Source organism: Streptomyces sp. NPDC050439 (assembly GCF_040655335.1).
Classification (GTDB): Bacteria; Actinomycetota; Actinomycetes; order Streptomycetales; family Streptomycetaceae; genus Streptomyces.
Genome location: NZ_JBFAJT010000004.1, coordinates 610,939 through 634,935 on the forward strand (window position 1 = coordinate 610,939; position 23,997 = coordinate 634,935).

General features: G+C 68.5%; 22 protein-coding genes. 10 read left to right on the forward strand and 12 right to left on the reverse strand.

The genetic code is table 11. The features are described 5' to 3' along the window. Positions 1-106 precede the first annotated feature (106 nt). Positions 107-400, forward strand: a complete 294-nt coding sequence (locus tag AB0I66_RS20150) for a DUF3303 family protein (RefSeq protein WP_363209216.1) — start codon at positions 107-109, stop codon at positions 398-400. A gap of 75 nt (positions 401-475) precedes the next feature. On the opposite strand, the gene sodN is transcribed toward AB0I66_RS20150, so the two are convergent. Further along, positions 476-871, reverse strand: a complete 396-nt coding sequence (sodN, locus tag AB0I66_RS20155; protein WP_160507177.1) for a superoxide dismutase, Ni — start codon at positions 869-871, stop codon at positions 476-478. 144 nt (positions 872-1,015) lie between these two features. Here sodN and sodX point away from each other — a divergent pair, with 144 nt between their 5' ends. Then, positions 1,016-1,456 (forward strand): nickel-type superoxide dismutase maturation protease, encoded by a 441-nt coding sequence (gene sodX, locus AB0I66_RS20160; protein ID WP_363209217.1) that lies wholly within the window; start codon positions 1,016-1,018, stop codon positions 1,454-1,456. On the opposite strand, the gene AB0I66_RS20165 is transcribed toward sodX, so the two are convergent. After that, the gene (locus AB0I66_RS20165; RefSeq protein WP_363209218.1) at positions 1,360-1,989 is read right to left on the reverse strand and encodes a CGNR zinc finger domain-containing protein; all 630 of its coding nucleotides are present in this window, start codon (positions 1,987-1,989) and stop codon (positions 1,360-1,362) included. The genes sodX and AB0I66_RS20165 overlap by 97 nt on opposite strands. A 104-nt stretch (positions 1,990-2,093) precedes the next feature. Between AB0I66_RS20165 and AB0I66_RS20170 the strand changes: the two genes are divergently transcribed. Beyond that, on the forward strand, positions 2,094-2,855 hold the full coding sequence (locus AB0I66_RS20170; RefSeq protein WP_363209219.1) for a class I SAM-dependent methyltransferase: 762 nt from the start codon (positions 2,094-2,096) through the stop codon (positions 2,853-2,855). Positions 2,856-2,916: 61 nt separating this feature from the next. Here AB0I66_RS20170 and AB0I66_RS20175 read toward each other — a convergent pair whose 3' ends face one another. Genes AB0I66_RS20175 through AB0I66_RS20185 form a run of 3 tightly spaced genes read right to left on the reverse strand, consistent with a single transcriptional unit; the run spans position 2,917 to position 5,618 of the window. Next, positions 2,917-3,669, reverse strand: coding sequence for an amino acid ABC transporter ATP-binding protein (locus AB0I66_RS20175; RefSeq protein WP_363209410.1), 753 nt, complete (start codon positions 3,667-3,669; stop codon positions 2,917-2,919). Between the two features lie 11 nt (positions 3,670-3,680). After that, positions 3,681-4,619, reverse strand: coding sequence for an amino acid ABC transporter permease (locus tag AB0I66_RS20180; protein WP_363209220.1), 939 nt, complete (start codon positions 4,617-4,619; stop codon positions 3,681-3,683). Positions 4,620-4,655: 36 nt separating this feature from the next. Beyond that, positions 4,656-5,618, reverse strand: coding sequence for an ABC transporter substrate-binding protein (locus tag AB0I66_RS20185; protein ID WP_363209221.1), 963 nt, complete (start codon positions 5,616-5,618; stop codon positions 4,656-4,658). Between the two features lie 551 nt (positions 5,619-6,169). Between AB0I66_RS20185 and AB0I66_RS20190 the strand changes: the two genes are divergently transcribed. The 4 genes from AB0I66_RS20190 (at position 6,170) to AB0I66_RS20205 (ending at position 9,320) form a co-directional block, all read left to right on the forward strand. Next, positions 6,170-7,384, forward strand: a complete 1,215-nt coding sequence (locus AB0I66_RS20190; RefSeq protein WP_363209222.1) for an NADP-dependent malic enzyme — start codon at positions 6,170-6,172, stop codon at positions 7,382-7,384. Between the two features lie 130 nt (positions 7,385-7,514). Continuing rightward, entirely contained in the window at positions 7,515-8,480 is a 966-nt protein-coding gene (locus AB0I66_RS20195; RefSeq protein ID WP_363209223.1) for a zinc-binding dehydrogenase, read from the forward strand. 55 nt (positions 8,481-8,535) lie between these two features. After that, entirely contained in the window at positions 8,536-8,745 is a 210-nt protein-coding gene (locus tag AB0I66_RS20200; protein WP_361833496.1) for a helix-turn-helix domain-containing protein, read from the forward strand. After that, entirely contained in the window at positions 8,745-9,320 is a 576-nt protein-coding gene (locus AB0I66_RS20205; RefSeq protein WP_363209224.1) for a Clp protease N-terminal domain-containing protein, read from the forward strand. Before AB0I66_RS20200 ends, AB0I66_RS20205 begins: the two co-directional genes overlap by 1 nt. 27 nt (positions 9,321-9,347) lie before the next feature. Here AB0I66_RS20205 and AB0I66_RS20210 read toward each other — a convergent pair whose 3' ends face one another. Together AB0I66_RS20210 and AB0I66_RS20215 are read right to left on the reverse strand one after the other, a co-directional pair. After that, positions 9,348-10,460, reverse strand: coding sequence for a helix-turn-helix transcriptional regulator (locus tag AB0I66_RS20210; RefSeq protein ID WP_363209225.1), 1,113 nt, complete (start codon positions 10,458-10,460; stop codon positions 9,348-9,350). 1 nt (position 10,461) lies between these two features. Then, positions 10,462-11,349 carry a DUF4097 family beta strand repeat-containing protein gene (locus AB0I66_RS20215; RefSeq protein WP_363209226.1) on the reverse strand — a complete coding sequence of 296 codons (888 nt, stop codon included), beginning with the start codon at positions 11,347-11,349 and terminating at the stop codon, positions 10,462-10,464. 146 nt (positions 11,350-11,495) lie between these two features. Between AB0I66_RS20215 and AB0I66_RS20220 the strand changes: the two genes are divergently transcribed. Next, positions 11,496-12,335 (forward strand): hypothetical protein, encoded by an 840-nt coding sequence (locus AB0I66_RS20220; RefSeq protein WP_363209227.1) that lies wholly within the window; start codon positions 11,496-11,498, stop codon positions 12,333-12,335. A 19-nt stretch (positions 12,336-12,354) separates the two neighbouring features. Here the strand turns inward: AB0I66_RS20220 and AB0I66_RS20225 are convergent, their stop codons facing one another. The 5 genes from AB0I66_RS20225 to AB0I66_RS20245 form a co-directional block, all read right to left on the reverse strand. Then, positions 12,355-12,537 (reverse strand): DUF6104 family protein, encoded by a 183-nt coding sequence (locus AB0I66_RS20225; RefSeq protein ID WP_003961784.1) that lies wholly within the window; start codon positions 12,535-12,537, stop codon positions 12,355-12,357. A gap of 152 nt (positions 12,538-12,689) precedes the next feature. Beyond that, on the reverse strand, positions 12,690-16,520 hold the full coding sequence (locus tag AB0I66_RS20230) for a multifunctional oxoglutarate decarboxylase/oxoglutarate dehydrogenase thiamine pyrophosphate-binding subunit/dihydrolipoyllysine-residue succinyltransferase subunit (protein ID WP_363209228.1): 3,831 nt from the start codon (positions 16,518-16,520) through the stop codon (positions 12,690-12,692). A 259-nt stretch (positions 16,521-16,779) separates the two neighbouring features. Then, positions 16,780-17,865, reverse strand: a complete 1,086-nt coding sequence (locus tag AB0I66_RS20235; protein WP_363209229.1) for a HAMP domain-containing sensor histidine kinase — start codon at positions 17,863-17,865, stop codon at positions 16,780-16,782. Positions 17,866-17,878: 13 nt separating this feature from the next. Continuing rightward, entirely contained in the window at positions 17,879-18,619 is a 741-nt protein-coding gene (locus AB0I66_RS20240) for a response regulator transcription factor (RefSeq protein WP_363209230.1), read from the reverse strand. A gap of 65 nt (positions 18,620-18,684) precedes the next feature. Then, positions 18,685-19,389 carry a spermidine synthase gene (locus AB0I66_RS20245; RefSeq protein WP_363209231.1) on the reverse strand — a complete coding sequence of 235 codons (705 nt, stop codon included), beginning with the start codon at positions 19,387-19,389 and terminating at the stop codon, positions 18,685-18,687. 164 nt (positions 19,390-19,553) lie between these two features. Here AB0I66_RS20245 and AB0I66_RS20250 point away from each other — a divergent pair, with 164 nt between their 5' ends. Beyond that, a complete protein-coding gene (locus AB0I66_RS20250; RefSeq protein ID WP_363209232.1) occupies positions 19,554-20,339 on the forward strand; it encodes a rhomboid-like protein in 786 nt (261 codons plus the stop codon). Positions 20,340-20,749: 410 nt separating this feature from the next. Further along, entirely contained in the window at positions 20,750-23,770 is a 3,021-nt protein-coding gene (locus AB0I66_RS20255; RefSeq protein WP_363209233.1) for a hypothetical protein, read from the forward strand. The last annotated feature ends 227 nt before the right edge of the window (positions 23,771-23,997 follow it).

Here is a 23,997-nt window from a genome sequence, read left to right on the forward strand (position 1 = left end):
GTGCAACAGGGGGCAGGGCGCGACGGCAACCGATTTATGCCTCGGTGAGTCCGGCGCTGCACGAGCGGGCCTGATGCGGGATTCTGGAGGGGAGGAAGTGAGAGCCATGAGAGTCATGCTGAGAGCACGTCTGGACACGCAGGTCTCGAACGAGGCGATCAAGAGCGGCACGCTGCCGAAGATCATTCAGTCGGTGACGGAGCAGCTCAAGCCGGAGGCGGCGTACTTCGGCCCCTGTGACGGCGGGCGCACCGCCACCTTCGTCTTCGACATGCAGGACAGCTCGGAGATCCCGGCCATCGCCGAGCCGTTCTTCCTGGATCTCGGCGCGGAGATCGAGGTCTACCCGGTGATGAACGCGGAGGACCTGCGCAAAGGCCTCGCGGCGCTGCAGGGCTGAGGAAACGCGAAAGCACCCGGCTCCGCGCGGATGCCGGGTGCTTTCGTCCGTGCTCCAGAAGAGCCGACCGGAGGGTCAGGCCTTCTTGGTCTCCCAGAAGATCTTGTCGATCTGGGCGATGTAGTCGAGCGCCTTCTGGCCCGTGGCCGGGTCCGACGAGCCCTTGGCGGCCGAGAGGGCCTTCAGGGTGTCGTTGACCAGCTGGTGCAGCTCCGGGTACTTCTCGAAGTGCGGGGGCTTGAAGTAGTCGCTCCAGAGCACCGACACGTGGTGCTTCGCGAGCTCCGCGCGCTGCTCCTTGATGCCGATGGCGCGCGTCTGGAACTGCGCGTCGTCGTTGGCGGCCATCTTCTCCTGGACGGCCTTGACCGACTCCGCCTCGATGCGGGCCTGGGCCGGGTCGTACACGCCGCAGGGGAGGTCGCAGTGGGCGCTGACCTTTACCTTGGGGGCAAACAGGCGGGAAAGCATGCAGCGGTCCTTCCTCGTGATCGTCTTCTCAGGTGGGACATTACTCCGTGAGAGACGGCTTTTCGCGAGTGCCCCCATGGGCTTAGGACAAAAGTCCAGGGTCAGACTGGGACTCGTGGAGGATAGGACCGGGGAGGTGCGGGGATGCCGGAGCTGTCACAGGAGAGCGAACGCAGAAGGGCCATCTTGCCGTTGGGCGCGGCCGAGGTGACCGGCCCTTCGATGGTGCCCACGCTGTACCACGGGGATCGCCTGGTGGTGCAGTGGGGCGCACGGGTCCGAGCGGGTGACGTGGTGGTGCTCCGCCATCCGTTCCAGCAGGACCTGTTGGTCGTCAAGCGGGCCGCCGAGCGGCGCGAGGGCGGTTGGTGGGTGCTCGGGGACAACACGTACGCGGGAGGCGACAGCACGGACTACGGCACGGTGCCCGAGGAACTCGTCCTGGGGAAGGTGTGGTTCCGCTACCGCCCGCCCCAGTTCGGCTCCGGTCAGCGCTCGCCGTTCACCCTGCTGCGCTGGGCCGTGTCGGCCGCGCGCCCGGTGCTGGCCGACCGCTCCGTCTCCAGGCGCTTGCGGGCGCGGTAGGCGGCCACGTTCGCGCGGGTCGCGCAGCGGTCCGAGCAGTAACGCCGGGAGCGGTTCGTCGACGTGTCGAGATAGGCGTTGCGGCACGGCGCTGCCTCGCACAGGCCCAGGCGGTCCACCCCGTGCTCGGTGAGGTGGAAGGCCAGGCCCATGGCGGCGATCGCCGCGTAGCCGGACGTCGCGTTCGACGGGTGGTCGGCCAGGTGCATGTGCCACAGCGGGTGACCGTCGTCGTCGCGATGGTCGTGCCCCGAGATCTGCGGGCTGACCGGAAACTCCATGAGCAGTGAGTTCAGCAGGTCGACCGCGAGGGTCTCGTCGCCGCCGTCGGCCGCCTCGAAGACCGCCCTCAGCCTGGCCCGCACCGAACGGAAGCGGGTGACATCGGAGTCCGTGGCGCGCCGTGCCGCCTGCGAACTGCCCACGAACAGCTCACGGACCGCCTCGACCGACGTGAGCGTGTCCTTGTTGCGACCCGGCTCCTCGCTGTTGACCAGACGTACGGCGTAGTCCGAGTAATAGGCCAGTTCCACTTGTAGTCCTTACCGGGGCGGGCTATCTTCGTCAGGTGCGTGAGTAACAGTTGCGCGTGCTTCTAGGGTATTACGAGAGCGTATTACGTACGGGAGGGCTTCTCATGACGGAAACGGTGTCCACGGCCGACTGGCGCGCCTGGCAGGACAGCTGGGACCGCCAGCAGGAGTGGTATCTGCCGGACCGCGAGGAGCGGTTCAGGGTCATGCTGGACATGGTCGAGGCCGTGGTCGGCACCGAACCGCGCGTCCTCGACCTCGCGTGCGGTACGGGGAGTATTACGGACCGGCTGCTCAAGAGGTTCCCGAAGGCGGTCAGCACGGGCGTCGACCTCGACCCCGCGCTCCTGGCCATCGCCGAGGGCACCTTCGCCGGGGACGACCGCGTCACGTTCGTGACCGCCGACCTCAAGGACCCGGAGTGGACGGCCCAGCTCCCGTACGACTCGTACGACGCCGTCCTCACCGCCACCGCCCTGCACTGGCTGCACAGCGAGCCCCTCACCGTGCTCTACGTCCAGCTCGCGGGGCTCGTGCGGGACGGCGGCGTCTTCCTGAACGCCGACCACATGCCCGACCCCGCGACGCCCCGCCTGAACGACGCCGACCGCGCCCAGCGGCACGCCCGCATGGACCGGGCCAAGGCCGAGGGCGCCCTGGACTGGCGCGACTGGTGGGACCTCGCCGCCAAGGACCCGGTGCTCGCGGGCCCCACCGCCAGGCGCTTCGAGATCTACGGCGAGCACGCGGACGGCGACACCCCCTCGCCCGAGTGGCACGCGCGGACGTTGCGCGACGCGGGTTTCGGCGAGGCGCGGACGGTGTGGTCGTCGCCGTCGGACGCGATGGTGCTCGGCCTCAAGTAGCGGAACACGAAGGGGCGGTACGGATCGAGGATCCGTACCGCCCCTTCGACGTACGTACGCGTTACAGGACCTTCGACAGGAAGGACTGCGTCCGCTCGTGCTGCGGGTTCGTCAGGACGTCGCGCGGGTTGCCGGACTCGACCACGACGCCCTCGTCCATGAAGACGAGGCTGTCGCCGACCTCGCGGGCGAAGCCCATCTCGTGCGTGACGACGACCATCGTCATGCCGGACTCCGCGAGGTCGCGCATGACGTCGAGGACGTCACCGACGAGCTCGGGGTCGAGCGCTGACGTCGGCTCGTCGAAGAGCATCAGCTTCGGCTCCATCGCGAGCGCGCGGGCGATGGCCACGCGCTGCTGCTGGCCGCCGGAGAGCTGCGAGGGGTAGTTCTTCGCCTTGTCGGCGAGGCCGACCCGCTCCAGAAGCTGCCCGGCACGCTCCCGCGCCGCCGCCTTCGTCTCGCCCTTGACCTGGACCGGCGCCTCCATGACGTTCTCCAGGGCCGTCATGTGCGGGAAGAGGTTGAAGCGCTGGAAGACCATGCCGATGTCCCGGCGCTTGAGGGCGACTTCGCTGTCCTTGAGCTCGTACAGCTTGTCTCCCTTCTGCCGGTAGCCGACCAGCTCGCCGTCGACGTAGAGCCGGCCGGCGTTGACCTTCTCCAGGTGGTTGATGCAGCGCAGGAACGTCGACTTGCCGGAGCCGGACGGGCCGATGAGGCAGAAGACCTCGCCCGACTTGACTTCGAGGTCGATGCCCTTGAGGACCTCGACGTGGCCGAAGGACTTGTGGACGCCCTCGGACTTCACCATGGCGGTGGTCATCAGCGCACACCTCCCGCGCGGTTGCCGAGCGACAACATGTTGGCCTTGATCTTCTGGAACGGGGTGTCAGGCAGGGAGCGCGACGAACCGCGTGCGTAGTAGCGCTCCAGGTAGTACTGCCCGACGCTGAGGATCGACGTCATGATCAGGTACCAGCACGCGGCGAGCAGCAGGGTCTCCACCGTCGCGCCGGACGAGGTGCCGATGTCCTGCGCGTACCGCAGGAGCTCGTAGTACTGGACCGCCGCGACCAGCGACGTCGTCTTCAGCATGTTGATGACTTCGTTGCCCGTCGGCGGCACGACCACGCGCATCGCCTGCGGGAGCACGACCCGGCGCAGCGTCTTGCCGTGGCTCATGCCGAGCGCGTGCGAGGCCTCGGTCTGCCCCTCGTCGACCGAGAGCAGACCGGCGCGGCAGATCTCCGCCATGTACGCGGCCTCGTTGAGACCCAGGCCGAGCAGCGCCGTCAGGAACGGCGTCATGAAGTCCGACCACTCGTCCTTGTAGACGGGGCCGAGGTTCACGTAGTCGAAGACGAAGCCGAGGTTGAACCAGACGAAGAGCTGGACCAGGACCGGCGTACCGCGGAAGAACCAGATGTAGAACCAGGCGATCGACGAGGTCACCGGGTTCCTCGACATCCGCATCACCGAAAGGATGACGCCGCCGACCACGCCGATGAGCATCGACAGGGCGGTCAGGATCAGGGTCTCGCGGACGCCCTTGAGGATGCGGTCGTCGAAGAAGTTCTCGGGGATCGCGTTCCAGTTGATGTCGCCCTGGGAGAACGCGTAGACGATCGCGGCGAGCGCCGCGATGGCGACGACAGCGGCGACGTACCGGCCGTAGTGCCGGACCGGGATGGCCTTGATGGCCTCGGGGTGGGAGGACGGGGGTGTGTCCTCCGGCCCCTTCTTGGAGATGTCGGTTGTCACGGGAGTGGCCTTTCAGCGGCGAGACGTTTTACGCGGTCACTTGCCGCCGTTGATCTGGGCTTCCTTGACCGCGCCGTCCTCGACGCCCCACTTCGAGATGATCTTGTCGTACTCGCCGTTCTTGATGATCGCGTCGAGCGCGGCATTGATCGCGTCACGCAGCTCGGGGTTCTTCTTGGACACCGCGATGCCGTACGGAGCGGCCTCGACCTGCTCGCCGACCAGCTCGAAGTCCTTGCCGCCGCCCGAGGTCTTCACCGCGTACGCGGCGACCGGGAAGTCGGACGAGCCGGCGTCGGCGCCGCCGGAGCGCAGCCGGGTCTGGGCCTGCTGGTCGTTGTCGAAGGACTCGATGGTGATCTTCTTGCCGCTCTTGCACTTCTTCGACTCGGCCTTGGCCAGGTCGTGCGAGACGGTGCCGCGCTGGACGACGATCTTCTTGCCGCAGAGGTCGCCCCAGGTCTTGATGCCCTGGTCGTCGCCCTTCTTGGTGTAGATCGAGACGCCGGCCGTGAAGTAGTCGACGAAGTCGACGCCGTCACCGATCTTCTTGCCGGTCTCCTCGTCGACGCCTTCCTGGCGGTTCTTGGTGTCGGTCATGGCCGACATCGCGAGGTCGTAGCGCTTGGAGCGCAGACCGCCGAGCAGCGTGTCGAAGGTGCCGTTGTCGAACTGGAACTCCACGCCGAGCTGCTTGCCGAGGGCGTCGCCGAGGTCGGGGTCGATGCCGACCGTCTTGCCGGACTTGTCCTTGAACTCGACGGGCGGGTACGCGATGTCCGAACCGACCTTGATGACACCCGCGTCACGGATGTCCTTGGGGAGCTTGTCGGCGAGCGGTGCGTTGCTCACCTTCTCGCCGCCCTCGTCCTTGCTCTTGGTCTGGTCACCGCAGCCGGTCAGCAGCAGCGCGCCGGCGACCGCGATCGCGCCGACCGTGGCCATCCGTGACTTCGCGGACTTACCGGCGGTGGTACGACAAATGGAGCGTGCGGTCATGAGGGTCCTCCGGCGGATGAGGGAGTTGCCGAGCGGTCGTGCACACACCTTCGGGTGTCGCGACCTCGTGTGATGACCGCATCTTGCCATTCGGACCGTCCGATTCTGGGTGCCAGAGATGTCAAAATCGGATAACGGGTGACCTGGCAACCCAGACAGGCCGGGACAACAGGGCCGTACCGGCCCGGAACGAAGTACCGCCATTTGAGATCTTCGGTGAATCCCGGGTGAATCTCGCGATGTGGACCGGTGACGGGCTCGCCACGAAAAATCCGGGGACCGGCCCGCCGTGGGCCCGTCTCCCGTTCTTGTGGGACCACTACAACAGTCAAGGGCACCTCAGGTAACCAATCCCACTCGCCCAGGCCGAGCACCGTCAGGTAGAAAGGTGCGTTACACCCCTCATCCGGGGCCCAGAGCGCGTGTGCGGCGCGCTCGCGTGTCTGTACCTCCCTCCGCCGACAGGCGGGGAACAGACGCGGTGCCCGCCCACTTCTCAACCAGGAGTGGACACCCTCAACTGATGATTTAAGACTTAAGGGGTAAGACAAGTGGCAGCGGAGATCGTCAATCCTCGCAGCGACAGCAATACGGGTCACGAAGGCGCTGAAGAGCCCTTCGATCCGGCGTTCGCGCTGCACCGTGGCGGCAAGATGGCCGTGCAGGCCACCGTGCCCGTGCGGGACAAGGACGACCTGTCCCTGGCGTACACGCCCGGCGTCGCGAAAGTGTGCACCGCGATCGCCGAGCAGCCGGAGCTGGTGAACGACTACACATGGAAGTCGAACGTCGTGGCCGTGGTCACCGACGGCACGGCCGTGCTCGGCCTCGGTGACATCGGCCCCGAGGCCTCCCTCCCCGTGATGGAGGGCAAGGCCATTCTTTTCAAGCAGTTCGGCGGCGTGGACGCGGTCCCGATCGCGCTCGCGACGACGGACGCGGACGAGATCGTCGAGACCGTGGTGCGGCTCGCGCCGTCCTTCGGCGGCGTCAACCTCGAGGACATCTCGGCCCCGCGCTGCTTCGAGATCGAGCGCAAGCTCCAGGAGCGGCTCGACATTCCGGTCTTCCACGACGACCAGCACGGCACGGCGGTCGTCACGCTCGCAGCGCTGCGGAACGCGGCACGGCTGACCGGGCGCACGCTCGGTGAGCTGCGTGCCGTGATCTCCGGTGCGGGTGCGGCCGGTGTCGCCATCGCCAAGTTCCTGCTGGAAGCGGGGCTCGGCGATGTGGCGGTCGCGGACCGCAAGGGCGTCGTGAGCCGGGACCGGGACGACCTCACCCCGGTCAAGCGTGAGCTCGCGGAGATCACCAACAAGGCCGGGCTCAGCGGTTCGCTGGAGAGCGCCCTCGCGGGTGCGGACGTGTTCATCGGCGTCTCGGGCGGCACCGTCCCCGAGCCCGCGGTCGCCTCCATGGCGCCGAACTCGTTCGTGTTCGCCATGGCCAACCCGAACCCCGAGGTGCACCCCGACATCGCCCACAAGTACGCGGCCGTCGTCGCGACCGGGCGCTCGGACTACCCGAACCAGATCAACAACGTGCTTGCCTTCCCGGGCATCTTCGCGGGCGCGCTGCAGGTGCGGGCCTCGCGGATCACCGAGACGATGAAGATCGCCGCGGCCGAGGCGCTGGCCGGTGTGGTGGGCGACGAGCTCTCCGCCGATTACGTGATCCCCTCGCCGTTCGACGAGCGGGTCGCCCCGGCGGTCACCGCGGCCGTTGCGGCTGCCGCCCGGGCCGAGGGCGTGGCTCGCCGCTGAGTGGTGCGCCGCCCGTCGTGACCCGCGCCCCCGTCTCGTACGCACGTGTTGCGTACGGGGCGGGGGCGCGGCGCGTGTCACAGTCGTGCGTGGTTACGTGCGGGTAGGCCGCACGCCTATCGTCTGCCACATGTTCGCTGCCTACGCCGCCCGCATCGACCGTGACCAGCCGCTCAGCGGCCTTGAGTTGGGGGAGCGTCCCGCCCCCGACCCCAGGCCCGGCTGGTCGACCGTGAACGTCCGGGCCGCCTCCCTCAACCATCACGACCTGTGGTCCCTGCGCGGGGTCGGTCTCCCCGAGGGGAGGCTGCCGATGATCCTCGGCTGCGACGCCGCGGGGATCGACGAGGACGGCAACGAGGTCGTCCTGCACTCCGTCATCGGCCAGACCGGCCATGGGGTCGGTCCCGCGGAGAGCCGCTCCATCCTGACCGAGAAGTACCAGGGGACGTTCGCCGAGCAGGTCGCCGTCCCCACCTGGAATCTGCTGCCGAAGCCGAAGGACCTGTCGTTCGCCGAGGCGGCCTGCCTGCCGACGGCGTGGCTCACCGCGTACCGCATGCTCTTCACCAACGCCGGGGTGCGTCCCGGGGATTCGGTCCTCGTCCAGGGCGCCGGCGGCGGTGTCGCGACGGCCGCGATCGTGCTCGGCAAGGCCGCGGGGCTGCGGGTCTTCGCCACGAGCCGCGACGAGGCCAAGCGGAAGCGGGCCCTGGAGCTGGGCGCGGTGGAGGCCGTCGAGTCCGGCGCGCGGCTGCCGGAGCGGGTGGACGCCGTCATCGAGACGGTGGGGGCGGCGACGTGGTCGCACTCCGTCAAGTCCCTCAAGCCGGGCGGCACTCTGGTGATCTCGGGGGCGACCAGTGGTGACCGGCCCTCGCACGCGGAGCTGACCCGGATCTTCTTCCTGGAGCTGAAGATCGTCGGTTCGACGATGGGGACCAAGGACGAACTGGAGGACCTGCTGGCCTTCTGCGCGGCCACGGGCGTCCGTCCCGTCATCGACGAGGTGCTGCCGCTCGACCGGGCGCGCGAGGGCTTCGAGCGCCTCCAGTCGGGCGACCTGTTCGGGAAGATCGTGCTCGAAGGCGCCTGAACCCGGGTGTCAACATTGGTTGACAATGTCTCCCTGTCAACGTAAGTTGACATGCATGACCGAAGCTACGGATCTCGCCGAGCGGGCGGGTGACCGTGACCCACGCGTCGGACTGCGGGCCGTCTCCGCGCTGCGGAGGCTGGTGGAGCAGTTGGAGGCCGTGCAGGTGCGCAGTGCGCGCCGGCAGGGCTGGTCGTGGCAGGGGATCGCCGCGGAGCTCGGAGTGAGCAGGCAGGCCGTGCACAAGAAGTACGGGAGGCAGTGATGTTCGAGCGGTTCACGAAGGACGCCCGCGCCGTCGTCAAGGGCGCGGTCGAGCACGCCGAGGGGGAAGGCGCGGCCTCCGTCGACGACGGGCACATGCTCCTCGCGCTGCTCGACCGAGAGGCGAGCCGGGCGTCCTTCGCCCTGGCCTCGCTCGGGGCCACGCGCCGCCGCGACTCGATCGAGGGTGCCCTGGGCGAGGCGCGACGCCGCGGGGGCCTCTCGCAGGCCGACACGGAGGCGCTGGCGGGTCTCGGCATCGACGTCTCCGAGATCGTCTCCCGGGTCGAAGAGGCCCATGGCGCCGGTGCGCTGGCGGGCGGGCGCAGGGCCGGGCGCCCCGGCCGGAGCTGGAGCGGGCACCGGCCGTTCACCCGCGAGGCCAAGGACACCCTGGTGAAGTCCCTGCGCATGGCCACCGCCCGCAGGGACCGGCAGATCGGCGACGAGCACATCCTGTTCGCCCTGACCGTCCGCCCCGGCATCGTCAGCGAGGTGCTCGCGGACCATGGCGTGACCCACGAGTCGGTGGAGCGGGTGCTGTACGGGGCCGGCTCAGGCCCCGGCCCCGTGTAGGCGGCCGGTGGCCTCGGTGCCCCCGGGTCAGCCCTTCGGCGTGCGCAGTGCCGCGGCGATGTGGGCCGCCGCCGACGACAAGTGATGGCGGGCGTCCCGCAGTTGGTCCTCCGTCACGCCGTGGTCCCTGGCGGTGTCGCGGATGTCGTCACGGAAGCGGTCCAGGAGGCGGTCCAGGTCCCGTGCCGGGTTGCCGGTGGTGTCCTCCTGGGCCCACTCCGGGACGTACTCCGTGGGGACCCCGTCCTCGGGGGCCGCGGTGAACTTGGGCTCCTCGGCGGTGGACCGAGGCCCCTTGCGGCCGAAGTCACCGAAGTCCTTGCCCAGGTCCTTCCCGAGATCCTTGCCGAAGTCGCCGAACTCCTTGGCCAGTTCCGTCAGGCCCTCGCGCACACCGGTCGGCCAGTCGCCCCGCGTGAAGTGGTCCTGCACCTGGTCCTGGACGCGCCGCGCGATGCGCTGCACCTCCTCCTGAACCTGGGCGCGCGCCGTCTCCTGCGCGTCCTCTGCCTGGCGGCGGGCGCGCTGGGCGTCCTCGCGTGCCCTGCGGGTCTCGTCCTTCGCCCGCCTGGCCTGCTCCTTCCACTCCGTCCTGGCGCGCTTGAACTCCTCCTTGGCCTGGCGCCAGCCCTCCTTGTCGCCCCAGGAGCCGTCGAAGAAGTCCGAGGGGTCGGGGAAGGGCCTGCCGGAGCCGGCTCCAGAACCCGCCCCGCTCCTGCCCCCGCTCTTGCCCTCGGCCCCGCCACCGGACGCGCGCGCCTCCTTGGCCGCCTCCCGCATCTCCCGGCGGAGCTCACCGGCCGCGCCCCGCACACCGTCCCGGATCTCCGCGGCGAGCTCGGCGACGGAGTCGCGGATCTCCAGCTCCAGGTCGGCCAGCTCACCGCTGCGGTCGGCCAGTTCGGCGCGGCCCGCGTCCGTGATGGCGTACACCTTCCGGCCGCCTTCCGTGGTGTGCGTGACCAGGCCCTCGGCCTCCAGCTTCGCCAGGCGCGGGTAGACCGTGCCCGCCGAAGGCGCGTAAAGGCCCTGGAAGCGCTCCTCCAGGAGGCGGATGACCTCATAGCCGTGGCGCGGCGCCTCGTCGAGGAGCTTCAGCAGATACAGGCGCAGTCGGCCATGGGCGAACACGGGGGCCATCTCAGAGCACCTTCTTGTCGGTCGGGGCGGCGTCGTCGGTCGGGGGAGTGTCCTGGGGCGAGGCGCCCGGCGGAGCCTCGTCCGACGGTGGCCTGCGCAGCAGTGCGATGGACCCCGACACCGTCGTCGCCCTGAGCTTTCCGCTGCCCGATCCCAGGCGGCCGGTGATCTTCTTCGCCCCCCACTGGCCGCTGACCCGCAGATCCTCGAACGCGTTGGACACCGTGCCGCTCGCGGTGTTCGCCTCGACGTCCGTGTCCGTCGGATGGGGCAACCGGATCGCTATCTCGCCCGAGACGTTCGTCAGGCCGATGTCGGCCGGCACGCCCGCCGGGTCGAGGTCCACGATCATCGAGCCGCTCACCGAATCGGCCCGGACGGAGGAGCCCGCTCCCTCGAAGACCGTCAGATCACCGGAGACGGAGTTGAAGCGCAGGTCGCCGGTGATGCCCTGGGCCTCCACGCTGCCCGAGACCGTGTCGGCGCGGACCCGGCCCGAGAGGCCGACGAAGGTCGTGTCCCCGGTGACCCCCTTGACCTCCGTGCTCCCCTCGATCCCCGAGACCACGGCGCCCGCGCCGACCACGCCCACCTCGACGCGGGTGCCCGCGGGAACAGCCAGGGAGACCACCGCGCTGCGGCGCCAGCCCTTGCGGTCGAGCCACTTGAGGAAGCCCTTCCAGGGCAGGTCGTCATAGGCGACGGTCAGCACGCCGTCGGCCTGGGTGACGGTCAGGGGCGGCCCCTCGATCTCGGAGACCTCCAGGCGGGCGGAAACTTCGTCGGTGCCCACGACGTTCACCGTTCCGTTGACCACGCGCACGTGGAGGGTCTTCACGGGGGCGTCGAACGTGAGCTTCTGGGGCTCGGCGACGGACCACTCTGACATCGGGCTGACCTCCTCGGCGTGCTGGACTGCTGTGCGGCAACGCGCCATATCGCGTCTCTGCAAGACACGATATATCGCGGTCACGGAAAGTCAAGACACCTCCGCTTCTCTGCGCCAAATATGGTGATTTGACCTAGCGTGGGGCCATGTCGTCCGAAGCTTTCGAGCATGCCGCCGCCGGTGCGCTGCTGCTCTGCCGGGCCGAACCCGACGCGGTCGAGCCCGCCGCCCGCCTGTTGCGCGAACAGATGCTGCTCGCCCCGGCGGGGCGCGAGTGGAGCGTGCTCGTGCCCGAGGGCAAACCCTGGGTGCACGGTGACGAACCGGTGGACCGGGTGCTCACGGGGTGGGCCACCGCGCTCGCCGTCGGGGCGACCTGGCCCGTGCTCGCGCTGTGGTGGGACTCCGACCGCTCGGGCTGCACCCTCGCCGCGGGCTTCCGCCGCACCGTCGAGTACGTGTGGCTGGCGAACGGGACGCCCGTGGGCGAGGACGAGGCGCTACGGACCTTCGCCGCCCGGCTCGGCCTCGACCCCGTACTGGACATGCAGGCCCTGGAGGCCCTGGGGCGCCCCGACACGGAGTCCGACGCCCGTGCGCGGCTCCTGGGGCTGCTCGCAGTCCTCGCGCGGGCACAGGTGGCCCTCCCGGCCGGCCTCGGCCCCGGCGAACCCGCGGACCGGCTGCGCACGGTGGCACGCGTGGCGCCGGGAGTGCGGGAGATCGAGTGGTCCGGGTGGCGGGACGCGGTGCGCGCGGAGCTGGACGTCGTCGAGCGGGGGCCCTTCGGCCCCTGGCTGCGAGGACCCCGGGCACGCGCGCTCGCGGTGGCGCAGATGGCCGCGGGGCTGCCGCTTGCGGCATGGGCCGTACGGCGGCGCAGCGGGGGATGGGCCGTGGCCGGCGCGCTCCTGCTGGTCCACGGCTCTCTGGGACTTGCCTATGACAGGGTGCGGGCCGCCGACGCCGGGCCGGCGCCGGGCTGAGGGCGTCGGAAGACGGGCTCTACTCGTCCTCGTCCTCGTCGTCCAGGCGGGCCAGCCAGGTCGCCAGGCGCTCCACCGGGACCTCGAAGTCCGGGTTGAGGTCCACGAAGGTGCGGAGCTGCTCGGCGAGCCACTCGAAGGTGACTTCCTCCTCGCCGCGCCGCTTCTCCAGCTCCTCGATGCCACGGTCGGTGAAGTACAAGTCAGGCTCCGCGATCAGAGAAAACGACAACAGATGAGCGACTGCTCGGGACATTCAGGATAAGCCGATACGCCGGTGGGCCCGGCCCCGGGTGACAAGCACTCGGGACCGGGCCCACCGCCGTACGAACCGCTCGAACGAACCGCTCAGGCCTAGGCCTCGAAGACCTCGCTCAGGAGCTGTTCCTGCTCCTGCTCGTGGCGCTTCTTCGAGCCGACCGCCGGGGACGAGCCGTGCGGCCGCGAGATGCGGCGCAGGCGCTCGCCGTGCGGGATGTCCGCGCCGACCGCCAGGTCCAGGTGGTCGATGAGGTTGAGGGCGATGAAGGGCCACGCGCCCTGGTTCGCCGGCTCCTCCTGCGCCCACAGGTACTTCTCGGCGTTCGGGTACTTCGCGATCTCCGCCTGGAGCTCGGCACCCGGCAGCGGGTACAGGCGCTCGATGCGGATGATCGCGGTGTCCGTGACCTCGCGCTTCTTCCGCTCGGCCTCCAGGTCGTAGTACAGCTTGCCGGAGCAGAAGACGACCTTGCGGACCGCCGACGCCTCGACCGAGTCGTCGCCGATGACCGGGCGGAAGCCACCCGTCGTGAACTCCTCCGTCTTCGAGGCCGCCGCCTTGAGGCGCAGCATCGACTTCGGGGTGAAGACCACCAGCGGCTTGTGGTGCGGGTTGTGCACCTGCCACCGCAGGAGGTGGAAGTAGTTCGACGGAAGGGTCGGCATCGCGACCGTCATGTTGTTCTGCGCGCACAGCTGGAGGAAGCGCTCGATGCGGGCGGAACTGTGGTCCGGTCCCTGGCCCTCGTAGCCGTGCGGCAGCAGCAGCGTGACGCCGGAGTGCTGGTTCCACTTCTGCTCGGCGGCCGAGATGTACTCGTCCACCACCGTCTGCGCGCCGTTGACGAAGTCACCGAACTGCGCTTCCCACATGACGAGGGACTCGGGACGGGCCAGCGAGTAGCCGTACTCGAAGCCCATCACCGCGTACTCGGAGAGCAGCGAGTCGTAGACGTTGTAGCGCGCCTGGTCCTCGGAGAGGTACAGGAGCGGCGTGAAGTCCTCGCCCGTCTCACGGTCGATGAGCACCGCGTGGCGCTGACCGAACGTGCCACGGCGCGAGTCCTGGCCCGACAGGCGGACCGGCGTGCCCTCAAGGAGCAGCGAACCGATGGCGAGGGTCTCGCCCATGCCCCAGTCGATCGTGCCTTCCTCGACCATCGACATGCGGCGCTGCAGCTGCGGCAGCAGACGCGGGTGGACGGTGACCCGGTCGGGGATGTTGACCTGGGACTCGGCGATCCGCTTGACGACCTCCTGGGAGATGGAGGTGTCGACGTTCACCGGGAACTCGGCCTCCGGGGCCGGGACCTCGGCCTCGGCGGGCTGCGAGATGGCTTCGCGGACCTCCGTGAAGACCTTCTCCAGCTGCCCCTGGAAGTCCTGAAGCGCCTGCTCGGCCTCTTCCAGGGTGATGTCGCCGCGACCGATGAGGGACTCGGTGTAGAGCTTGCGCACCGAGCGCTTCTTGTCGATCAGGTCGTACATCAGGGGCTGCGTGAACGCCGGGTTGTCCGACTCGTTGTGACCGCGGCGGCGGTAGCAGATGAGGTCGATCACGACGTCCTTGTTGAACGCCTGACGGAACTCGAACGCGAGCCGCGCGATGCGCACGACGGCCTCGGGGTCGTCGCCGTTCACGTGGAAGATCGGCGCCTCGATCATGCGGGCCACGTCCGTGGCGTACATGGAGGAGCGCGACGACTCCGGGGCGGCGGTGAAGCCGACCTGGTTGTTGATGACGATGTGGACCGTGCCGCCCGTGCGGTAGCCGCGCAGCTGCGACATGTTCAGCGTCTCGGCGACCACACCCTGGCCCGCGAAGGCCGCGTCACCGTGCAGGGCGACCGGCAGGACCGTGAAGTCCGTGCCGCCCTTGTTGATGATGTCCTGCTTGGCGCGGACGATGCCCTCGATGATCGGGTCGACCGTCTCCAGGTGGGACGGGTTCGCCGCGAGCGAGACCTTGATCTGCTCGCCGTCGAGGCCGGTGAAGGTGCCCTCGGCGCCCAGGTGGTACTTCACGTCGCCGGAGCCGTGCATGGACTTGGGGTCCATGTTGCCCTCGAACTCACGGAAGATCTGGGCGTACGACTTGCCCACGATGTTCGCGAGGACGTTCAGGCGGCCGCGGTGGGCCATGCCGATGACGACCTCGTCCAGACGCGACTCGGCGGCGCTGTCGATGACGGCGTCGAGCAGCGGGATGACGGACTCGCCGCCCTCCAGGGAGAAGCGCTTCTGGCCGACGTACTTCGTCTGCAGGAACGTCTCGAAGGCCTCGGCGGCGTTCAGCCTGCGCAGGATGCGCAGCTGCTCCTCGCGCTCGGGCTTCGTGGCGTGGGTGCGCTCGATGCGGTCCTGCAGCCACTTGCGCTGCTTCGGGTCCTGGATGTGCATGAACTCGATGCCGGTGGTGCGGCAGTACGAGTCGCGCAGGACGCCGAGGACGTCGCGCAGCTTCATCATCGACTTGCCGGCGAAGCCGCCGACGGCGAACTCACGCTCCAGGTCCCACAGGGTGAGGCCGTGCTCGGTGATGTCCAGGTCGGGGTGCTTGCGCTGCTTGTACTCCAGCGGGTCCGTGTCGGCCATGACGTGGCCGCGGACGCGGTAGGAGTGGATCAGCTCGAAGACGCGGGCGGCCTTCGTGACGTCGTCGTCGTGCGAGGCGTCGATGTCCTTGAGCCAGCGGACCGGCTCGTAGGGGATGCGCAGCGCCTTGAAGATCTCGTCGTAGAAGTCGTTCTCGCCGAGCAGCAGGTTCGCGACGATCCGCAGGAACTCGCCCGAGGCGGCGCCCTGGATCACCCGGTGGTCGTAGGTCGACGTGAGCGTCATGACCTTCGAGATGCCGAGCTTGTTCAGGGTGTCCTGGGAGGTGCCCTGGAACTCCGCGGGGTAGTCCATCGAGCCGACGCCCATGATGACCGACTGTCCGGGCATCAGGCGGGGGACCGAGTGGACGGTGCCGAGGCCACCGGGGTTGGTCAGCGAGACCGTGACGCCGGTGAAGTCGTCCATGCCGAGCTTGCCGTCGCGTGCGCGGCGGACGATGTCCTCGTAGGCCTGCCAGAACTCGAAGAAGTTCAGCGTCTCGGCCTTCTTGATGCCCGCGACGACCAGCTGACGGTCGCCGTTGGGCTTCACGAGGTCGATGGCGAGGCCGAAGTTGATGTGCTCCGGCTTGACCAGCGTCGGCTTGCCGTCCTTCTGTACGAAGGAGTAGTTCATCGACGGCATGGCCTTGATGGCCTGCACCATCGCGTACCCGATGAGGTGCGTGAAGGAGATCTTCCCGCCGCGGGCGCGCTTGAGGTGGTTGTTGATGACGATGCGGTTGTCGAAGAGCAGCTTCACCGGGACCGCGCGGACCGACGTCGCCGTCGGGACCTCCACGGAGGCGTTCATGTTCTTCGCGACCGCGGCGGCGGGGCCGCGCAGCGTCACGTACTCGGGCCCCTGGGCCTCGGCAGCGGGCTTGGCCGGCTCAGCTGCCTTGGCGGCAGCAGCCGCCGGCTTGGAGGAAGGGGCGCCTGCGGCGCTGCTTGCCGCCGCAGGCTTCGCCGCGGCGGGAGCGGCCTTCGGCGCGGCCGTGCTGCTCGCGGCAGGGGCCGCGGGGGCGGCGGGCGCGGCAGAGGCCGCGGGCTTCGCCGGTTCGGCGGGAGCACTGGTGGCCGCAGCCCCCGCGGCTGCGTCACCCGCCGGCTTGGCCGGGGCGGCGGCCGGTGACGCGCCCGCTCCTGGCTTGTAGTCGGCGAAGAAGTCCCACCAGGCTCGGTCGACCGAATTCGGGTCCTGGAGGTACTGCTGATAGATCTCGTCGACGAGCCACTCATTGGGACCGAAGGCAGCAGCAGGGCTCTTGCCTTGCCCGTCTTGGTCGGTCGAGATGCTCGAGCTACTGGGGGACTGTGACGACACGGCGGTAACCGCCCTCTTCCGCTTCACAAGGTGATGGACAGCGGGAATCAAGGCTACGCCTCCATCGCCGCCAGGTGCAGGCCGGGCCCGTCATCCGTCGCGTAAGTCACACTGGACGGATGGTTTCGGCGGCGTAAATGGCGGGAAACAAGCGAGGTTCCGGAACGCAGAATTGCCGCGCGGGCCTTGCCCTGCGCGGCGGCTTCACCCGGGCGCGCTTCCGATGCGCCCGCGAATCGCTTCCGTTTCGAACGATACGTCAACTTCGCAGTTCGGGCAGGCCCGGAAGGGTGACCTGGATCCGGCAGCCGCGAGGGGATTCGGCCACTCCGATGTGACCGCCGTGCAGATCGACCGCCCAGCGCGCGATGGCGAGCCCGAGTCCGGTGCCGCCGTCGCTGCCGGGTCCCTGCGGAGGGGTGTTGGCGTGGCTGCCGCGGTTGAAGCGCTCGAAGACCCGGTGCCACTCCGACTCCGGGATGCCGGGACCCTCGTCGAGGACCTCAAGGTCGAGGGACTCGGGGTAGAGGCCGCGGCGGGCGCGCACGGTGACGCGGCCGTGCGGCGGGCTGTGCTTGACCGCGTTGTCGATGAGGTTCGCCACGACCTGGTGCAGGCGCTCGGCGTCCGCGTGCGCGGTCAGCTCGGGCGGCGTCACGTCCAGGTGCAGATGCACGTCCGTACGCGTGTGACTGCCGGAGCCCGACGCGATGCCCGCGCGCGCGGAGGCCACCATGTTGGCCTCCTTCAGGACGCCCGACAGGTAGGGCCACACCTCGAAGCGGCGGGCCCGCAGGGGTACGACGCCGTTGTCCAGGCGGGACAGGTCGAGCAGTGTCTCCACCAGCCGCCCGAGCCGCTCCGTCTGCTTCAGGGCCGTACGCATGGTCTCCGGGTCGGCGGCGGACACTCCGTCGACGACGTTCTCCAGGACCGCGCGCAGCGCCGCGATGGGGGTGCGCAGCTCGTGCGAGACGTTGGCGACCAGCTCCTTGCGCTGCTGGTCCTGGGCCTCCAGGTCGTCCGCCATGCGGTTGATCGTGGTGGCCACGTCGCCCAGCTCGTCACGGCGGTCGGCGCCGCGCACGCGGCGCGTGTAGTCGCCGTGCGAGACGGCGCGCGCCACGGAGTTCATCTCGTCGAGCGGCGCGGTGAGGCTGTGCGCCACGAACTGCGTGATCAGCAGTGTGGCGATCACGGAGAAGACGGTGATGAAGCGCAGCTCCGTCTCCGTCTTCATCGCCACCATCAGCAGACCCGTGGTGATGAAGACCGAGACGACCACCAGGGTGCCGAGCTTGGTCTTGATGGAGAACGGCCGCAGCCCGCCGAAGGGACCTGTCATAGGACGGCTCACCTCAGGGGGTCGGGGTCTCCAGGGCGTACCCGACGCCGTGCACCGTACGGATGCGCTCGGCGCCGATCTTCCGGCGCAGCGCCTTGATGTGGCTGTCGACGGTCCGGGTGCCCGAGGCGTCCGCCCAGTCCCACACCTCGGCGAGCAGCTGCTCGCGCGAGAGCACCGCACGCGGTGTATTGGCCAGGCAGACGAGCAGGTCGAACTCCGTCGGCGTCAGATGGACGTCCTCGCTGCGCACTCTGACCCGCCGCTGCGCGTGGTCGATCTCCAGCTCGCCGAGCCGCAGGATGCCGCTGCGCGGGGTGGTCGCGGCCAGCGCGGCGCGCTCGACCCGGCGCAGCAGGACGTGCACGCGGGCCGCGAGCTCCCGCATGGAGAACGGCTTGGTCATGTAGTCGTCGGCGCCGACGCCGAGCCCGACCAGCATGTCCGTCTCGTCGTCGCGCGCCGTCAGCATGAGGACCGGCACCGGCCGCTGGGCCTGCACCCGGCGGCACACTTCGAGCCCGTCGAAGCCCGGCAGCATGATGTCCAGGATCAGCAGATCGGGCTGCCAAGCCTGCGCGGTGTCGACCGCCGAAGGACCGTCCATCGCCGTTTGCACTACGAAACCCTCGGCGCGTAGCCGGGCGGCGATGGCGTCGACGATCGTCGCGTCGTCCTCGACCACCAGAACCCGGCGCTGGGCGCCTGGCATCGCCGCCGTCGCGCCGTTGTGGGAGGTGTGTGTCTGCTCCATCGCCCGCCCCTGACACTGATCGCTTGTGTTCGGTCAGCAGGGTACGGGTCGCGAAGGCACCTCGGCTACGCAGCCCTTACGCCGAGATGAACCACGTCGGGTACGCCTCGGGCAACGGGGATCTCTTCCGTCCGTACCGACCGGAACCCGGCATTCCGTAGAGCGAAGTCGAAAGCGGACGAGGGCCTGGCGGACCACACGGCGAGCACTCCACCCGGGTTCAGGCGAGCCTGACAGTCCGCCAGACCGGCCGGAGAATAGAGGGAGTTGTTGTCCTCCGTCACCGTCCAGTCCGGCCCGTTGTCGATGTCCAGACAGAGTGCGTCGTACGTCCTCGGGGCGCCTTCGGGGGTGTCGGCACCGGAAAGATGCGCCACCAGGTCTGTGTGCAGGATCTCCGTGCGCGGATCGGCGAGCGCGGCGCCGGAGAGCGTGGCCAGCGGGGCGTCCGCGCCCGCGCGGTGCCAGTCGATGATGGCCTGCTCGCGCTCGACGACCGTGATGCGGCCCCAGCGCGGGTCGGCCGCCGCGTGGGCGAGGGAGAAGCCGACGCCCAGGCCGCCGATGAGCAGGGCGGGCTCCCGGGGGTCGTCGAGGGTGTCGTACGCCGCGTCGACGAGGAGCCGCTCCGAGCGGCCGTCCGAAGTGTCCATCAGGAAACAGCCGTTGGCGATGATCTGCAGAAGCGCACCATGGCGCCGCAGTACGACTTCGCCGTACGGCCCCTCGCGCCGGTCGATGACGACGGGGGCGGTGGTGTGGGTTTGCATGGCGGTCAGGGTATGACCGCGGGGGGCGCTGTTCGGGGCGGACGCGGACACGGGCCCTGGGGTTGCTGTGATTCGCGTCTCACGTGACGCGGGGCGTGGCACGGGTCATAGACAGTGCCGGAAAGATCGGCAAAGGGTGGACATGACGGAAGGAGCGTCTCACCTTGGACCCGAGCGCGTCGGCGGCCCCTGCGGCGCCCGAGGACACCGCCCCCGCGGCGCCCGAGGAGACGGCCCCGCCCGGCCTGGACGGCATCCCGCGACAACGGGACCGCGCGCCCGAGGCGACGACCCCCGAGGCGACGGCGCCCGGCCGGCGCCCGTGGACCACCGGTCTGTGGCGCGTCCTGCCGACCCCCACCGGTACGCCCTTCACGTTCGGCTATGCCGCGGTCCTCGCGTTGACGTCGCTCCTGGCGCAGTACGCGGAGCCGTCCCTGATCTCCGACCTGCACCGGCACTCCAGCACGGACGTCGCGCACCTGACGCAGCAGCCGCTGCTCGTCCTGGTGGCCAGCGCGCTGTGGATCGCGGGGGGCATCGCGTCGCCGTACGCGATCGGCTTCCTGCTGGTCCTCACCGCCCTGGAGCGCCGCATCGGCGCGCTGCGCACGGCGGGCGTCTTCCTGCTCGGCCATGTCGTGGCCACCCTCGCGACCGAGGTCCCCGTCGGCCTCTCGGTCCTTGCGGGGCACCTGCCCGACAGCTCCCTGCACCGCCTCGACTACGGCATCAGCTTCGGTGTCGCGGCGAGCGTCGGCGCGCTGACCGGGCTCTTCAGGCCATGGCTGCGGTGGCTGGTGCTCGCCGGCTTCGGCGGCATGCTCGTCGACGACCTGATCGCGTTCACGGACCCGATGACGAACTGGGGCCACTTGCTGGCTCTGGCGATCGGCGTCGCCACGTGGCCACTGGTGCGGCGGTGGCGCCAGTCCCCGGCACCTCGCTGACCGCTGGTCGCCGGCTGCTGATTGTCCGGTGCGGTTTGTTGTTGCATCGTCACCTGCCGCTGGACTGGTCGATGAACGAATCGATTGGACTCACGCCCTGGATCTGCGCAAGTGCTTCTTGCATCTTCGGTCTGGCGGGGAGAGGGGAGCGGGCTTGACTGCCGAGGACGGCGTGGCTGACCCACCATGTCGACGAGGTCGTTGGAGAAGTGGTGCTGAGCGGAGGCCTACCGGGGCTATACCGCTGCGCCCGCTGGTCTGTTTGTCCACAGGCCCGGCAGGGGCTCCGCGCGATCGATAAGGTGCGTCCCACTGCTAAGCGGGCCCAGTCGGGAGGAACAGTGCACCACGCTGGAGGATCGATGGCCGAGGGGGCGAGGTCGGCGACTCCCGCCGAGGTGTTCCGCCGCATGGAGACTTCCTATTCCCCCCTGTCGGCGGGACGCCCGCGCAGCATCCATGAGGGTTTCTCCGTCCTCGACTTTGAGCTGCGTTTTCTGGCGCTGCTGGCGGCGGCGACTGTGCGGGCAGCGGGACGGGCCCCCGCGCTGGTCGGGCGCTCCCCGGGCCTCGGCGAGTGGACCGCCTATCTACGGCGTGTCGGACAGCAGCTGGACGAATGTCTGACAGTGCCGGCCGACCGTGTGGGCCGGGCCGTCACCAGGGTTATGGATCTCTACGATCAGGGCTTTCCAGGCGCGCCCAGGGAACTGCGCGATCTCAAGCGGCTACGCGACCACATCAGCCACGGGGGGCCGCTGCCCGCCGGAGAAACCGAGTTGGCAACGCTGGACCAACTGGTTCAGTCCATCGCCGACGCGATTACGGAGTCCCTCAACGAGGCCGAGCTGTCGATTGAGGAGGGCGAGTCGGGGGACCAACGGCCGTCCTTCGTCTGGGACGGGGACAGGGTGTCGCTGTGGCCGTACCTATTCATGAAGCCGATCGGTGTCTGGCACCTCTTCTCCAAGTTCACCCGTGCCCAGCCCAGCTTCCTCTGCTTCGGCGGTGGATCGGTGAGCAGTTCTCCCTCAGACGAGGCGATCCGCGCGGCACTTCAGCCTCTTTTGAAGGCGCAGAAGGCGGACAACGGCACGCTGGTGTACTTCATCAAGGACGTCGAGCAGGATCTTCGCGGCTTCGCCGATGACGACTCTGAGCCCGTTTACGCTGACCACGATCACGGCTTTGAGTACTACTGGGACAAGGCGACGGGTGAGGGCACGGGAACCCAGCCTCGGCGTGACTACTTCCGCCTGGGCCCCGACAATGCCCGGCAGTGGCGCGCGGAGTCCGGTTGGGTCCCGTACTCGGACTATCTGCGTTCACTCGCCAACTGGCAGGTAGTTGCGACGCGTCTGCGGCAGAAGCTGGAGCAGATGGAGAGCAAGGTGCTGGCCGAGGAGCGCGACACTCTGGGTTGGGTGTCCCAGGAGCGCGGCACGACACGGATGAGCAAGGTCGTTGTCTCCGACATCGACGGCAGCCAGACAGAGCCCGCCTGCACCTTCGCCGAACTCATCGACGGCATCGACCAGGACCTCCAGGCCAACCGCGGCCAGACGCAAGTGGTCTTCATCAACGGTGAGGCGGGCATTGGCAAGACACGGGCGATGCTCGACGCAGCGAAGACCCGTGCCCAGGAGGTCGAGCGGGCGATGCTGGCGGGCGAACCGTCGAACCAGGCATTGTTCCTGTACGTCCGTTCCACCGGCCAGGTACTCGACAGCCTCCGCACCGTGGTGGACAGCGCTGTCGCATCGACCCGCAACCTAACAGACAGAGGTGTGAAGGCCCTGTGTCGGAACGGGCTGATGACCTTGCTCATCGACGGATTTGACGAGCTGCTCGGCGGGGTGGGGTATAGCGACGCGATAGGGTCGCTACGTCCCTGGCTCGATGAACTCGGTGGTCGGGGCGTAGTGGTGGTGTCCGCGCGTTCCTCCTACTACATGGGGCAGTACCGCTCCAGTGTTGAGCGCGCCAATGAGCAGGGACTGCCCTTTGTGCGGCACAGAGTCGCAGCCGTGCAGCGGTGGTCCCCGGAGGACATCGAGGCGTTCCTTGACGACTACGGAGTGCCGCGCGAGGGCCTGGGGCAACTGTCTGAGCATGACCGTCAGTTGTTGGGTCTCCCGTTCTTTGCCCATGCGTTCGCGGAGATGACGCTCAACCCGAACGATGGCGAGATCAAGAGCAACACACTTGCCGATCGACTGCTCGACAAGTATGTGGCGCGCGAGGAAGGAAAACTGACGGGGCAGGGGGACACCGCCCTCATGAACCGTGTCGAACTGCGGCGCATGTTTGAGTACGTCGCAGAGTTCATGGCGAGCCACGAAGAGCGCGAGGCGGACATTCATGAGCTTCAGGACGCAGCCGAGTACGCCATGGACAGTGAGCTGTCCAGCCGGCGTCACCTCAAGCAACGGCTGCCTGTGCTCTGCGGACTCGCCGCAGCCTCGGACGATGCGTCAGTCTCCCGTTTCCGTTTCCAGCACGAGCTGTTCTTCGATCAGTTCCTAGCGGGCGCCGCAAGCCGCTACCTTCTGGACGGACACCTTTCTCTGTTCCAAGCGATGCTCAAGCAGTCCCCCTGGCGGTCGGCCACCGTCACGGGAGTTGTCGCCGCAGCTGGAGAGGAACGTGTCGTTCAGGCCATCGCGAACTTTGCGCCACAACTCCAAAACGCGGAAAAAGAGCAGATCGAGTCCACTGTCGCGGCCACCAACCTGGGCGCCCTCTGGGCGGCTGTCATTAAAGAAACGGGCCGTATTCCTGGTACGGACGTGCTCAATGCCGTGTTCGCGGACGGGATTGACCTCTCACAGGTGCAGGGAGTGAATACGCGCATCATTGGATGCGAGGTCGACGGGCTTGTTCTGCCTGCGGTGGGAGGCTGGTCCCTGACGCTGAGGAACACCGTAATCAAGAAGATCAGGGTGAGCGGTGCGCCCCTTGATCTGGCCGGACTGCGAGGCGTGCGTCACTCCGACCTGGTGGAACTGCTGCTTCCGAACGAACTTCTCTACCGCAAGGAGCACATCCTCGAAGCGCTGCAACGCTACGGAGCCGATGTCGTCGACGCCGAGGATAAGCGTGACGGCCTGCCGCCCACCGAGGTGCTTGCCGCGCGCCACTATCTGACGACGATGGCACGGCGTGTAGAGAAGTCCGTCATTCTCCGCAGTGACCATCAACCGGAGGACAATAGGCTCAAATGGGCCCAGGAATACGGTCCGGATATCTGGAAGAGGTTTGTCAGCGAGCTCGTAGCCTCGGGGCTCGCTGGGAACGAGAACTTCTCGGCGAGCGGGGAGCGTAAAATCCGGCTCCGGCTGAAGTGCAGTCCCGCTGCGATCCTCGCTAACGACGGAACACGCGTCGGAACTCAGGAATTCTGGAGTCGACTTGAAGGGGTTCCCCATTAGGCGCAAAAGTCTCGTAGGTGTAGGTGTCGTTGGCGAACGGGTCGACGTCCCAATGGTCGTATGCTTCTGCTGGTCGTATCGGAGTCCGGGCAGCGTGGCACGCCGTACTCGCAACAGCTGCTGGCTCTCATCAGTTGGTGCTGTGAGGTAGTTGTTTGGGGACTTCCGCCGAGCTGTCAGTGACGCGCTTGTGGTGGCTGACTTCAGTGCCTGACGGGAGCATGTGG